Source organism: Fictibacillus nanhaiensis, assembly GCF_023715445.1.
Lineage (GTDB): Bacteria > Bacillota > Bacilli > Bacillales > Fictibacillaceae > Fictibacillus > Fictibacillus nanhaiensis_D.
The window spans coordinates 85387-99136 of record NZ_JAMBOD010000008.1; the positions used below are offsets into that span (position 1 = coordinate 85387).

15 protein-coding genes are annotated in these 13750 nt (G+C 40.6%); 4 read left to right on the top strand and 11 right to left on the bottom strand.

The annotated features are described in order from the left end of the window. Window positions 1-35: 35 nt before the first annotated feature. Window positions 36-1304 (bottom strand): TRAP transporter large permease, encoded by a 1269-nt coding sequence (locus M3196_RS17825; protein ID WP_251323693.1) that lies wholly within the window; start codon window positions 1302-1304, stop codon window positions 36-38. Continuing rightward, complete coding sequence (locus M3196_RS17830; protein WP_251323694.1) at window positions 1301-1867, bottom strand: TRAP transporter small permease; 567 nt, start codon at window positions 1865-1867, stop codon at window positions 1301-1303. Before M3196_RS17830 ends, M3196_RS17825 begins: the two co-directional genes overlap by 4 nt. A gap of 228 nt (window positions 1868-2095) precedes the next feature. Between M3196_RS17830 and M3196_RS17835 the strand changes: the two genes are divergently transcribed. From M3196_RS17835 to M3196_RS17845, 3 genes are read left to right on the top strand one after another with little or no spacing between them, the layout of a single operon-like run. Beyond that, the gene (locus M3196_RS17835) at window positions 2096-2680 is read left to right on the top strand and encodes an amino acid synthesis family protein (protein WP_251323695.1); all 585 of its coding nucleotides are present in this window, start codon (window positions 2096-2098) and stop codon (window positions 2678-2680) included. Continuing rightward, a complete protein-coding gene (locus M3196_RS17840; RefSeq protein ID WP_251323696.1) occupies window positions 2677-3633 on the top strand; it encodes an NAD(P)-dependent oxidoreductase in 957 nt (318 codons plus the stop codon). The genes M3196_RS17835 and M3196_RS17840 overlap by 4 nt, the downstream gene beginning before the upstream one ends. Continuing rightward, window positions 3587-4609, top strand: a complete 1023-nt coding sequence (locus tag M3196_RS17845; protein WP_251323763.1) for a DctP family TRAP transporter solute-binding subunit — start codon at window positions 3587-3589, stop codon at window positions 4607-4609. The genes M3196_RS17840 and M3196_RS17845 overlap by 47 nt, the downstream gene beginning before the upstream one ends. Before the next feature lie 105 nt (window positions 4610-4714). Here M3196_RS17845 and M3196_RS17850 read toward each other — a convergent pair whose 3' ends face one another. The 9 genes from M3196_RS17850 to mtnK form a co-directional block, all read right to left on the bottom strand. After that, the gene (locus M3196_RS17850; protein WP_251323697.1) at window positions 4715-5785 is read right to left on the bottom strand and encodes a tartrate dehydrogenase; all 1071 of its coding nucleotides are present in this window, start codon (window positions 5783-5785) and stop codon (window positions 4715-4717) included. Continuing rightward, complete coding sequence (locus tag M3196_RS17855) at window positions 5772-6368, bottom strand: FumA C-terminus/TtdB family hydratase beta subunit (protein WP_251323698.1); 597 nt, start codon at window positions 6366-6368, stop codon at window positions 5772-5774. Before M3196_RS17855 ends, M3196_RS17850 begins: the two co-directional genes overlap by 14 nt. Before the next feature lie 14 nt (window positions 6369-6382). Then, window positions 6383-7225, bottom strand: coding sequence for a fumarate hydratase (locus tag M3196_RS17860; protein WP_251323699.1), 843 nt, complete (start codon window positions 7223-7225; stop codon window positions 6383-6385). Between the two features lie 2 nt (window positions 7226-7227). Beyond that, a complete protein-coding gene (locus M3196_RS17865; RefSeq protein ID WP_251323700.1) occupies window positions 7228-7899 on the bottom strand; it encodes a GntR family transcriptional regulator in 672 nt (223 codons plus the stop codon). A gap of 281 nt (window positions 7900-8180) precedes the next feature. Next, window positions 8181-8705: a type 1 glutamine amidotransferase domain-containing protein gene (locus M3196_RS17870; protein ID WP_251323701.1), complete on the bottom strand. Its 525-nt coding sequence runs from the start codon at window positions 8703-8705 to the stop codon at window positions 8181-8183. Between the two features lie 305 nt (window positions 8706-9010). Next, window positions 9011-9247 carry a hypothetical protein gene (locus M3196_RS17875; RefSeq protein WP_251323702.1) on the bottom strand — a complete coding sequence of 79 codons (237 nt, stop codon included), beginning with the start codon at window positions 9245-9247 and terminating at the stop codon, window positions 9011-9013. 108 nt (window positions 9248-9355) lie between these two features. Continuing rightward, entirely contained in the window at window positions 9356-9997 is a 642-nt protein-coding gene (locus M3196_RS17880; protein WP_251323703.1) for an L-fuculose-phosphate aldolase, read from the bottom strand. After that, entirely contained in the window at window positions 9981-11045 is a 1065-nt protein-coding gene (gene mtnA, locus M3196_RS17885) for an S-methyl-5-thioribose-1-phosphate isomerase (RefSeq protein WP_251323704.1), read from the bottom strand. The genes M3196_RS17880 and mtnA overlap by 17 nt, the downstream gene beginning before the upstream one ends. Then, window positions 11046-12272, bottom strand: a complete 1227-nt coding sequence (mtnK, locus tag M3196_RS17890) for an S-methyl-5-thioribose kinase (protein ID WP_251323705.1) — start codon at window positions 12270-12272, stop codon at window positions 11046-11048. Window positions 12273-12521: 249 nt separating this feature from the next. Here mtnK and M3196_RS17895 point away from each other — a divergent pair, with 249 nt between their 5' ends. Next, window positions 12522-13724, top strand: coding sequence for an MFS transporter (locus tag M3196_RS17895; protein ID WP_251323706.1), 1203 nt, complete (start codon window positions 12522-12524; stop codon window positions 13722-13724). Window positions 13725-13750 lie beyond the last annotated feature (26 nt).

A 13750-nucleotide genomic window follows, 5' to 3' on the forward strand; every position in this document is an offset into this window, starting at 1 on the left:
GTACCTCTCAAGTTTTGTGCTGATTTTGTAGTTTGTTATTTTGCTAGGTATAGGGAAAGCTGCGGGAAAATGACAACAAGGATTAGGGCTAAGATCATAAGTGCAAAGAATGGCATAACACCCTTTACGACCGCGCCTACTTTTTCTCTAGATATACCGCTTACCACGAATAGATTCAGACCTACTGGCGGAGTAATCATTGCTAATTCCATGTTAATCGTCATGATGATCGCAAAATGAATGACGTTAATATCAAACATCACCAAAACAGGCAATAAGATCGGAAGTGTGATCAAGATAATGGCTACTGCTTCTAAGAACATACCCATGATAAAGAACATCACATTGACTCCGAGCATAAAGATCCACTTATTCGTCGTACTTTCCTCAATCCATTGTGCGAATGCTTGTGGAACTTGTTCTGTCGTGAGGAACATACCGAAAATCATAGCAGCCGCAATGACGAGAAAAATCATGGATGTAATATTAATAGATTCCTTTAATACTTCTCTAAATATCGGGAATGAAAGTTCTTTGTAAATAAATATAGATACGATCACGCCATATAGACAGGCAAGAAATGCTGCTTCTGTAGGTGTTACGATACCAGAATAAATTCCGCCAAGAATGATAACTGGAAGCAAGAATCCAGGAATCGCCTTGATTGTCTTTTTCACACGCTGTTCCATACTCTCTTTTGGCAATTTTCCATATTTCTTAATTCTTGCGTGGATAATCGCAGAAACGAGGAGGATTCCACCTAGCATCAGTCCAGGAATTATTCCGGCCGCAAACAGTTTCCCTACCGATTCTTCCGCTACTGAAGCATAGATGATAAGCGGTATGGAAGGAGGAATTAAGATCCCAAGTGTCCCTGCGGCTGCTACTAGACCCATCGCATACTTTTTATCATATCCTGCTTGTACCATTCCTGGAATCATGATGCTTCCAATTGCTGCAGCTGTTGCTGGACTTGATCCGGAAATCGCTGCAAATATCATACACGAAAGAATGGTAACAACCGCTAGCCCTCCAGAAATATGGCCTACCCATGATCTAAGTGATTCAATTAAGTACTTGGATATTCCGCCTTTTGACATGATGATACCCGCAAATACGAATCCAGGAATCGCCATAAGCGTGGCAGAATTCAAAGAGTTAAACATTTTTTGAATAACTGTATAGAGGGTAAAATCGATCATGGAAAGAGCGATCACACTCGATAAACCTAAAGAGATGGCAATGGGAACTCTGATTAAACAAAGAAAGGCAAATGCTAAAAATAAGATTAGTACCGGACTCATGCTCCTACCCCTTTCTTTTTGGTTTCAGATTCTAACTGATCATCAGTTTTGATTAATGTTTCATACATCACTTCTAGTTCACCTGTAATTTCACTTTTGTCTCCTCGAATCGCTTTTGCTGCTTTAACGAAGAAATAAACGCCGAGCAGCCCCATTGCGATTGGTAAAATTAAATAGGTAATCCATAAGGGAATCCCAACATCAATCGTTTTAATACCTTGCTCTTTTGAAAGCGCTATCAATTCAAATGATGAAAAAGTTAAATAGAAGGAATAGATACCTCCTATTACATTACTTATTGCAGCCAAAATTTTTTTGAAAGTGGTAGGAAGCATATCGAAAATTAATTCCACTTGAATATGTCTGTTATCTTTTAGTGCCATACCGAACCCGATAAAAATAGACCAAACAAGTAAAAACTCAAAAATTTCCGTAATCCAAGCTTGTGGTGCATTTAATACATACCTTGTAAACACCCCATACAAACTTACCAGTACCCCTCCAATAAACAGCGTCCCTGCTAGTATTTCTTCGATGCGATCAAGCCATTTAAAGAGTTTCATTACATTCAACTCCTTTTTGATGGATTGTATCCAATCTTATTTTTATACTTAATTTCCAATATACTAAATGTACTCAGAAAAGAAAACAGAAAATTTAAATTTTTATTAATTTTTTAAGTATTCACAATAGTTTATAGTTTTGTTATACTCTCTTTAACAACAAAAGATTAGGACATCTATTTTTCTTGATTGTATCCAAGATCCAAAAATAGTGAAGGAGGTGAAAAGATGGAACTTGAGATAAGAAAAGTTGTGACAATCTGCGAAGAAACGTATATCGAAGGGTTTAAGAAGTCATCTAAACCTGTGCGAATTGCTGCTGCTTTAGCTGTTATTAAAAATCCTTATGCAGGGAAATATGTAGAGGATCTACTGCCTCTCATTAAAACTTACTCTGAAAAACTTGGCGAGATATTGCCGCAAAAGGCAATTGAAGCGTTAGGAATTTCTGGTCAGGAAGTCGAAGCATACGGTAAGGGAGCTTTAGTAGGACTTGACGGAGAAATTGAACATGGGTCTGCCATTATTCATACTCTTACCTTTGGCAATCCGTTTCGCTCTCAATGTGACCAAGCAGAAACTTTGCTTCCATCAGCTGAAAAAAGAGGTGCGGCAGGCAGCAGTCTTGACTTAGCTATCAAACATAAGATGGACCCGAAGATCAGAAGCCATCATATGACTTTTGAAGTAAGAATTCCTGACGCTCCGAGAAATGACGAAATTGTCATAGCCGCAGTTGTCACTTCGAGCGGCCGTGCTCACCCTCGCATCGGCTCTTTGCACAAAGAACTTGAGGGAGTGTTTCCCTCATGAATGAAAACATCGGTTTTATCGGTTTAGGTAAAATGGGTCTTCCAATGGCTATGAATCTTTTGAACAGTGGTTATCACGTTTATGGGTCCGATGTTAATCCCGTCTCTACAAGCGAGCTTCAAAAAGCTGGCGGGAAAACCGGTCATTTTTCAAACTGGGTATCTACCGTTCAAACCATCATTCTGATGCTTCCTTCCTCCACGATAGTCAACCATGTAATAGAAGAGATTCTAGCTACATATGAAACTATGCATTCCAATCAAACAGAACCCTTAACCATTATTGATATGAGTAGTTCTTATCCGCACGACACAAAAACAAACGGCGAAAAACTAAAATTACGAAAGATTGGTTTTATGGATGCTCCTGTCAGCGGGGGTGTTCAAAAAGCTCGGTCTGCCTCTTTAACCATTATGGCAGGAGGAGAAGAAGAGGTTTTCGAAAAATGTAAGCGCTTGCTTCATTCTTTAGGTGAACAAGTCTTTCATCTTGGACCTCTTGGAAGCGGCCACTTACTTAAGGCATTGAATAATTACTTATCTGCCACCCACCTTCTATCTGCATGTGAAGCAGTACAATTAATGGCACAATATGGCGTGCAGCCTGAAAAGGGGATTGAGGTTTTCAACCATAGCACAGGCAGAAGCGGGTCCACAGAATATAAATTTCCATCCTTTATTTTAAACGAGAGGTTTGATTCAGGTTTTAGTCTTGAATTAATGAGAAAAGATGTAGAGATGGCAAAACGTCTTTTTGAAGATTTTAATGCAGAAACTACTCTTCCGCATGTCGTGTATAAACGTTTTGAAGAAGCTAGTAATGTCTTGGAAGCTTTTGCAGATCATACCGAAATCTATCATTATGTAAGTTCTTATCTATTAAAAAGGGGGAATTCTCGTGAAGAAAATGAAGAAATGGTATCTCGCTCTGCTGACACTCGTCCTGGTCTTTAGTCTGGCAGCTTGCAGTTCAGGAGAATCTGGAGGAAGTGGAGATGCTGATGGTGTTCAAGAACTAACCATCAAAATCTCCCATGTTGTTGCTGAAAACACACCTAAACATCAAGGTGCGTTGTCGATGAAAGAATACATTGAAAAAGAATCAGATGGAAAAATCAAGGTTCAGGTGTATCCAAACAGCCAGCTATTCGGTGATAAAGATGAGTACCAAAATCTTGTAGCAAACAACGTTCAATTTATTATTCCAGATATGTCCAAACTAGTAGGAAATGACCCAGGATTTAATATTCCTGCTATGCCTTTTCTATTCAAGGATGACGAAGCAGCTAACGCATTTTGGGACGGGGAAAAAGGTCAAGAAATTTTTAAACGCCTTGAAAAAGATGGTGTTCTTGGACTTTCCATGTGGCCGAATGGAGCCAAACACATTACAAATGAAAAAAAGGCAATCAAAACTCCAGATGATTTGAAAGGTCTGAAAATCCGTACGCAAGGCGGGCAGCTTCTCGAAGCAATATATGGTGACTTAGGTGCTGGATCAACATCCATTCCTTTCGGGGAACTTTATACTGCATTACAGCAAGGAACAGTTGATGGTCAAGAAAACACTTATAGTAACATCGAATCTAAAAAATTTGATGAAGTACAAAAATATATGACCATCATGGGGCACACACGTGTTGACTACGCATTACTTACGAACACAAAATTTTGGGATGGATTGAACGATGAAACAAGAAAAATTATTGAAAAAGGAGTAGAAGAAGGAACAAAAGTAGCGAGAGACTCAGCCATGGATTTAAATGATGATGCTTTAAAAACACTAAAAGATCGCGGTCAAGTTGAAATCCACGAACTATCTGAAAGTGAAATCGATGCTTTCAAGAAAAAGCTTGAGCCTGTTTACAAAGAATGGGCAGAAAAAATCGGAGCAGATATCATTAAAGATGCAGAAAGCAAGAGTGAATAATTAATCCAAAGGACTGACCTAAAATAGGTTCAGTCCTTTTTTGTTGTTAATGATAAAAAAACGGGTTCCAATTCGATCATCATCGAAAACAGAACCCGTTTTATCTTATGAATGAGAATATGTTTTTTGTAATCGGCTGCAAATTTCATCAGCCACTTCTATTGTTGATGACTTCCCGCCGATATCAGGAGTTTTGAATCCTTCATTAGTTACATCTTCTACGACATCGAGCAGTTTTTTGCCAAGCTCTGCTTCCCCAAAATGATCGAGCATCATTTTCGCTGTCCATATTTGTCCGATTGGATTCGCAATTCCTTGGCCATAAATATCTGGTGCAGACCCATGAACAGGTTCAAACATCGATGGGTATTTACCGTTCAGATTAATGTTTGCCGCTGGTGCAATACCAATGCTTCCCATAATAGCCCCGCCAATATCCGTGAGTATGTCGCCAAATAAATTGCTTGCCACGATAACATCAAAGATTTCAGGACGGGTGACAAAAAAAGCTGCTAAAGCATCTATATGATAAGATGAAGTTCGAACATCGGAATACTGTTGTTTTGTTTCATTAAATACATCATCCCAAAACGGCATCGAATGAAAGATTCCATTAGATTTTGTCGCAGATGTTACATGTCCTCTGCGCTGCCGGGCTAATTCAAATGCGTATTTCATTGCCCGCTCTGTTCCCTTTTTAGTAAATACAGCATTTTGGATCGCGATTTCATCTTCTCCTCTATGAATTCTTCCTCCAACCTCACTGTATTCTCCTTCACTGTTTTCCCTGACTACAATTAAATCAAAATCGTTTGGGTTCACTAAAGGTGACCGTAAACCTTTAAAGTACTTGGCTGGTCTTATATTAATGGATTGCTCAAACGATCTTCTAATTTTTATTAAAAGTCCCCATAATGAGATATGATCAGCAACAACATTTGGATTTCCAATGGCACCGAGGAATATCCCATTAAAATTACTAAGTGTTTGAATACCATCTTCAGGCATCATTTTGCCATGCTCTAAGTAATAATCACAGCTCCAGGGAAACTCCGTATAGTTGAACTTCAAACCACCATGAATTTCAGCGATCGTATCCAAAACTTTTAATGATACAGGAACGACTTCCTTTCCGATTCCATCTCCCGGTATTACTGCGATATCATACGTTTTCATAATTTACAGCTCCTTCTTTGGATTGTTTATTATAGTTTTCGTATTTCGCAATTTCTTGTTCATACAGATCTTGTCCATGTGCATCATATGCCACTAAGACGGGAAAGTCTTCTACCTCTAACTTTCTGATCGCCTCAGGACCAAGATCTTCATATGCTACGACTTCTTCGGACTTTACTTTTCGGCTTAAAATAGTAGACAACCCGCCGATGGCTGCAAATGAAATTGCATTGTACTCTTTACAAGCATCTTTCACCATCTGCCTTCTTGGCCCTTTTCCAATCGTTCCTTTTACACCATATTTGTACATAGCAGGCGCATATGGATCCATTCTAAATGCAGTTGTTGGAGCTACAGGACCTATGATCTGACCAGGCTTTGGAGGACATGGACCTGCATAGAAAATAATTTCGCTTTTTAAGTCCACAGGTAAAGACTCTTTTTTTTCAAGAAGCTCTACCATTCGTTTATGGGCAGCATCTCTGGCCATATAAATCCTGCCTGTTAGAAGTACACTGTCACCAACTTTCAGATTCAGAATGTCTTCATCAGATAACGGAGTCTTTAGTCGATATTCTGCCATTTTTTACTTCCTCCTCAAATCACTGCCGTTTTTTTTCGAGCAGCATGACATTGGATATTTACAGCAACCGGAAGCGCTGTAATATGGCATGCGAATGTTTCAATAGGAACCCACATAGCTGTGTTCGTTCCACCAAGTCCCTGTGGCCCAATTCCTGTATGATTGATTTCTTCTAAAAGCTCTTTTTCCAATTCAGCGATATGCGGATCTGGATGATGCACACCAATTTCCCTTAAAACAGCATGTTTCGCTAGTGATGTTACTTTATCAAAACTACCACCAATTCCGACACCAACTACGATTGGCGGGCATGCCTTCCCTCCTGCTTCCTTAATCGTTTGTAAGACGAAGTTTTTAACACCATCAGCGCCTTCTCCCGGCAGCAAGAACTTCATAGCACTCATGTTTTCACTTCCTCCACCTTTAGGCAGCACAGTGATTTTCACAGAATCGCCAGGTACGATATCCATATGTACAACTGCTGGTGTGTTATCATTCGTATTAATACGTAAAAGCGGATCACCGACAACCGATTTTCGAAGGTAGCCCTCTCGATATCCGGTACGCACTCCTTCCTGAATAGAGTCCATTAGGTCGCCTCCCGTAACATGTACGTCTTGACCCAATTCCACAAAAACAACTGCCATTCCCGTGTCGTGGCAATAAGGCATATGGTTCGCTTTCGCTTCTTCTGCATTCTCCACTAACTGCTGCAAAATGGACCTTCCGATCGGAGATGCTTCTGTTCGTTCTGCTTTCTTAAAACCATTTAATACATCATCCGGCAAATAATAACACGCCTCCCAGCAAAGCTTTGCAACAGTTTCCGTCAGTTCTTTAACATGAACGACTCGCAAGATTATCTCTCCCTTTTATGGTTTAATAGGTTTACCAAATTTTCAAGGTCATCATGCGTATGTTCTTTTAATTTCTGAGATGCTTTTTCAGGATTTCTTTCTTTAATCGCTTGATAGATTTCAAAGTGTCCCCTATATATAACGTTTGGTCGATCCTCTCCTTCCAAGTTTAAAAATCGATAATAGTTTGTAAGTGATTTAAGTTCATTTACAAGCTTTTTCAGCCTCATATTGTCACTAAAATCAATAATGAGCTCATGAAATTTTGCGTTTAAACATGCCATCTCTTCCTTCTCGCCATTTTTAATAGCAGTGGCAGATTCAGATAATGTTTTCTCGAGTTGTAAAATTTGATTTTCATCAGCTTTTTGCGCCACTAAAGCAACCGCAGTAGATTCAAGGGATACGCGGCATTCGTAGATTTCGTATACATCTTTTAAAGAAGGTTCATAAACCGAGATTTGAGACTTATCATCCATTATCAATAAGCCTTCATTAATTAACGCTCTAATGGCTTCCCTAACCGGACTGCGGCTGATAGCAAATTCTCTAGCAATCTGCACCTCATATAAACGATCACCCGGTTCATATATCCCACTGAAGATTCGCTCTTTAATGGTTTGTTGCACTTGTTCATAATAAGGTATCGCTTTTTGCAGCATTCCCTGATTCATTTGAAGATCAGTCTCCTATCTGTTGTTAATAAGGAATATGTGAATCTGTTTTTTTAAATAAAATTAGTTGAGATGAGATTGAAGGATGCTTTCTTGGTGGAGGGGATTTTGTGCAGACCATTGGATTTTGGAAGTATTTATGTCGCCTGTCGACAGTCTACATGTTAAATGTATACAAAATATTCTGATTTTTCAATACTTTTTTTAATCTATAAAAAAACTGACTCCTAGCCGCGTCATACTGTGACGCCACTAATAAGTCAGTTTTCGTTTTGGTTTCTTTATTTCTGATTTAAAACTTCGATAAATTCTCTCATATAATCCGGCAGATCCGGCGGACGGCGGCTGGAAACGAGGTGGCCGTCTACTACGACTGGCTCATCGATCCACTCAGCACCTGCATTCTCCATGTCATCTTTGATCCCAGGTGTGCTCGTTACTTTTTTCCCATTTAACACTTTGGCAGAGACCAACACCCAGCCGGCATGACAAATTTGACCGATTGGCTTCTTCTCTTGTTCCATGTGCTGCACCATTTCAAGAACCTCTGGAAAACGGCGTAGCTTGTCCGGCGCCCACCCGCCTGGAACTAAGATCGCATCATAATCAGAAGCATTTACATCACCAAATGCAAAATCCGCTTCAGCAGGAACACCATATTTTCCGATGTACGTTTCTCCTGCCTTTTCACCGGCAAGTTCTACAATCGCGCCTTCTTCACGCAACCGAAGAATCGGATACCATAACTCGAGATCCTCGAAATCGTGATGCACGAGGCTGATTACTTTTTTACATTTTAAACGCATGTTTAACTACACCTCCACTACCTATATTTCCTTTTTAGGGTAACATTAATCTTTATTTGGATGATAGTGTAATGGTAGCATATGTATGAACAGACTGATTGGAATAAGAGGAGTAAAAAAGTGAGTAAAAGAAAAAGAGTGGGAATCGTTTCGTTCGTAGTGGGATTTATTGCATCATTTTTAATTGTTCAGTGGAAATTGTCATAAGGAATAAAACCCGGAATTTCTCCCGGGTTTTACTTAAAAATATAGGATTGTTTGTTTAAACCCGGTGTGAGGATAATTCTTGAAGGTTACACATGAGGTTAATTCTGCTTTAATCCGAAGATTTCACGGTCATGTTCAGCAATCTTAAGGGTGTAATACATTAAATCTTTTTGGCGAGCCATATTATCTTCAATGTTTTTTATCCTTTCTTCGAGGTTATTAACTTTTGTTTTACTTTCGTTAATTTCTGCTAGATTTTCTCTTATTTCTTGAATACTTTGCTGTGTTTGCTGAGTGATTTGCAAAATTTTCTCTAGCATTTCTTTCTCGCTCATTCTTACTCACCTCCTTTCTTCTATTATACCAAAATGTCCATCTTGACTCTCGTTTTTAAAGTTAAACAAATGTTTAAAAACCACACCATTTCTGATGTGGTTTCGGTCTTATTTTTGCCCGTAAACTTTGAACTTTTCAGTCATGAGTTCCATTTCTTCATCATCTAAAATAACCGGTTCGCCGATACATTTCGTTCGGTAAAAGATTTCACAGCAAAACTCGATTTCTTCAGCAATCGTAAAGGCAGTTGCGATGTTGTTCGCGCCTGATAAAAAACCGTGATTAGCGAGCAGCACCGCTTTACGGTCTTCCATCGCGTGGAATGCATTCTCCGCCAATTCTTCCGTTCCAAAACTAGCATACTCTGCACAGCGAACATTTTTTCCAGCATGTGCGACAAGATACGAAACGGCTGGAAGATCCCAGCGTAATGACGAAATGGTCGTCGCGAATGGCGAATGTGTGTGAACGACCGCATTGATGTCGTCTCTTCTTTTATAAAAGATCGAATGCATTGACAGCTCACTTGACGGATTCAAATATCCATCCACCATCTCGCCGTTCAGATTCACAACAACTACATCTTCAGCAGTCATCTGATCATAATTAATGCCGCTTGGACTGATAGCAATCAGCTGTTTCTCACGGTTGAAGATACTGATGTTTCCGCCCGTTCCTTTTGTCAGCCCGCATTTAATCATTTGCTGGCAGAAATGTACGACTTGTTCACGCTCATTTTGTAATAACATCTGGTGCTCCTTTAAACAGTTTTTGCAGATTTTCATCAAATGGTGCTTCAACGATTCCTTTTTCCGTAACAATCGCTGTAACGAATTCGTTTCGCGTTACATCAAATGCAGGGTTGTACACTTTTACGCCTTTTGGTGCTGTGTATACGCCGAATCGGTTCGTCACTTCTTCCTCTTCCCGCTCTTCAATCGGAATCTCTTTTCCTGTTGGCGTTCTAAGGTCGATTGTTGGTGTTGGCGCTGCTACATAAAACGGTATTCCGAAGTTTTTCGCCAAAATGGCGACACCCATCGTACCAATCTTGTTTGCTACATCACCGTTTGCCGCCACTCGGTCACAGCCTACGATAACCGCTTGAACTTTCCCTTGCGACATAACCATCGCTGCCATGTTGTCGGTGATAACCGTAACATCAATTCCAGCACGCTGAAGCTCAAGTGCTGTTAGTGTTGAACCTTGCAGACGCGGTCTTGTTTCGTCTGCGTAAACTTTAATGTCCCAGCCTTTTTCTTTTGCAAGATACATAGGAGATGTTGCTGTTCCGTACTTGGTTGTCGCAAGAGCTCCTGCGTTGCAGTGTGTTAAGATCCCCATTCCGTCTGACAATAACGTTAAAAGGTTTTCACCGATCATACGGTTGATCGCTTCGTCTTCTTTATGAATAGCAATGGCTTCTTGGAGTAAAGCTTCCTTAACTTCAACCACTGACCCAGCCCATGATTTCGCCTTTTCCTCCATCCGCTCTAATGCCCAGAAAAGGTTGACAGCTGTAGGTCTTGAAGTAGCTAGATAATCAGACTTCTCTTTTAAATAAGAGAAAAATGCTTCAAAAGAATCCTCAGGTGCATCCTTCACACCCATGTAAAGACCGTAAGCCGCAGACACGCCAATCGCTGGCGCACCGCGCACTTTCATCGTTACGATCGCGTCCCAAACGCTTTCGATCGTTGTATAGGAATCATATCTCACTTCATTTGGAAGCGTGGTCTGGTCTAGCAAAACCAACGCATCATCTTTCCACTGAATCGGTATTAGTTGATGTGACATTTATATCACCTTTAAGCCTTTCACCATTTTTTCCGCTTCTTTAAACATAGCCACAAAATCTTTGCCTTCTGTAAATTTAGAACGCTGCTTAATGAAACGGATCGCTGCTGTTAAACAAATACGTTCGGCTTCGATACATTTATCTGAATCTGTAATGGATGTGATATCCTTAACCTTCGCGAGTCCAATGATTCTCCGGGCTAACTCCAGTCCCGTGACTGCCGCTGTATCAGCAAGCACCTCACCCAGATACCACTCTTTAAAACATGCCTGTTTTGCAGTTAGTTCCGTCACTTCTTGATCCCATTTGAATAAAAATTTTTCTTTAAATTGATCAACGACGTCTTCAATCGTTTTTTCGATCCATGCAGTAAAATCTTCATTTCCATGTGCGTTGCCGTTCACCCATGCAAAGAAAAGGTTCGCAATCACATTCCCTATGTCATATCCCATCGGTCCGTAAAACGCAAACTCAGGATCAATCACTTTTGTACTCTCTTTTGTTATAAAAATAGATCCTGTATGAAGATCGCCGTGAAGCAGCGCTTGAGCGTTGTTCATGAAACTGAACTTCAGCTTTGCCGTCTCTAATTTTAATTCTTCATCGTCATAAATGGTAGACTGAATCCACTCTTCGTTGCCAGGCGTGAGTTCGTTTCGGTTGTTGTTATCATAAAAGGGCTCCGTGTACACAAGATCTTCAGTAATTTCACAAAGCTCCGTGTTGATGTATTGCTGTACAAGCTGTTTTTTCGTTTTATGCTCCATCACCACATCAGAAGTCAGGAGCAGATTGTTCACCATAAACGTTGTGATATGGTCTGCAAACGCAGGGAACGTTTCATGATTAATAAGCGCTGTTCGCATGATCGTGTAATCTGAGAGGTCCTCCATCGCACAGCAGCTCATCACTTCATCAAACAAGTAGACCGTCGGCACTAATCCAGGTGATAACTTGTCCTGTAGCAACAAGACGTTGGATTCAATACGGATACGGTCCGTTGAGAGTTTAAATTCATCCGAAATCCTTGCCGTGTGTCCCGCTTGCTTAATGATCACCGTATCTCCGTGTTTTTGATCCACCACTCGGAAAACATAGTTTAAGTTGCCGTCCCCAATTTCTTTACACGTAAGCTCAGCATCCTCTTTAAAGATAGTAAGCTTCTCTTTTACATAATCTATGACATCATCCGTGTTCATTAAAAAATAGCTAGAAAAACGTGACATTCAGCTTCCCCCTCTATTCATTCGTTTCTTTAAGTAAGCGCTTACAACATTCATTATCAAGATATAACTAGTAACAATGGAAGTCAATGAGAAATGCGTGTTGAGTATACTTCTTCCCTTTCCAGCCCTAGTTTGTTACTATTTCTAGTATATATTTTTAATCCTTAACTGAATTTACTTGTCTAATAATTAACCAAGTTTACTATAATAAAAGTTTCCTAAAGTACAGCATAAGGAAGTGTCAGCATTATGGCGATATGGAAGCGAAATTTGTGGGTGTTATGGGTCGGCGTCTTCTTCACTTCAGCCAGTTACTCGATGGTCGTTCCCTTCTTACCTCTTTTTCTTCTTCAAATAGGTGTTCATGACCACACCGAAATTTGGTCAGGTCTCATCTTTAGTTCAGCATTTTTTGCAGGTGCCATCGCTTCTCCCTATTGGGGCATGATGGCCGACCGATATGGCAGAAAGCCGATGATTATCCGGGCCGGAGTCTTTCTTTTCATTATCTACACGTTAACCGCATTCGTCACAAATGCGTATGAGCTGTTAGCCTTGCGGGTTGCACAAGGATTGTTAACCGGCTACATTCCAGGAGCAATCGCGCTGATCGGAACAAACACACCGAAAAAGAATGTCGGCTACGCGCTTGCGATGATCTCATCGGCCGGTGCATCGGGCGGGATTATGGGGCCGCTGCTCGGTGGCGGATTAGCTGAATTATTCGGAAACCGCTGGGCGTTTGCGAGCGGAGGTTTTCTTTCTCTTCTATCTACTTTGCTCGTGATTTTCTGGGTAACCGAAGAAAAATTCACACCAAGCAAGGAAAAAGGATCTGTATTAAAAGATATACGGGTCGCAGCCGCAAACAAACCTTTTATGAACGTGCTTTTCTTATCCATCATCACTGCTCTTTCCATCTTAACAATCGAACCAGTCCTTCCACTTCATATCTTAAAGATCAGCGGTTCATCTGATAATACGGCACTCTTGGCAGGAATCGTGTTCTCCTTGCCGGGCATAGCGAGTATCATTTTCGCAGCTTATTGGGGACGGATGTCAGATAAGATCGGTTTTCAAACCGTTCTAATGATCGGCTTGTTGGGCGGGGGAATCGGAACAATCGCTCAAGCTTGGTTTGATGGCGTTTGGGGCTTTTCTTCTGTACGCTTTCTCTATGGCATCTTTTTCTGTGGTGTTTTCCCTGCCTTAAATGGTTTGGTCGTTCAAACCACACCAGACGAATTTAGAGGACGAGCCTTTGGACTCCAACAGACAGCCACTCAGATCGGTGCCATGCTCGGACCGCTTGTTGGCGGAGTTATCGGTGGATTCTTCCCTGTCGAGATTGTGTTCGTGGTAACAGGTGTGATGCTGCTTGTCGCGATGTCGTATGCTTATTCTTTCAAAAACGAGGGCAAAGCATCACTTAAGAAAGCATCTGGCAGTTAACATGTGGTATAAATAAAACAAACCTT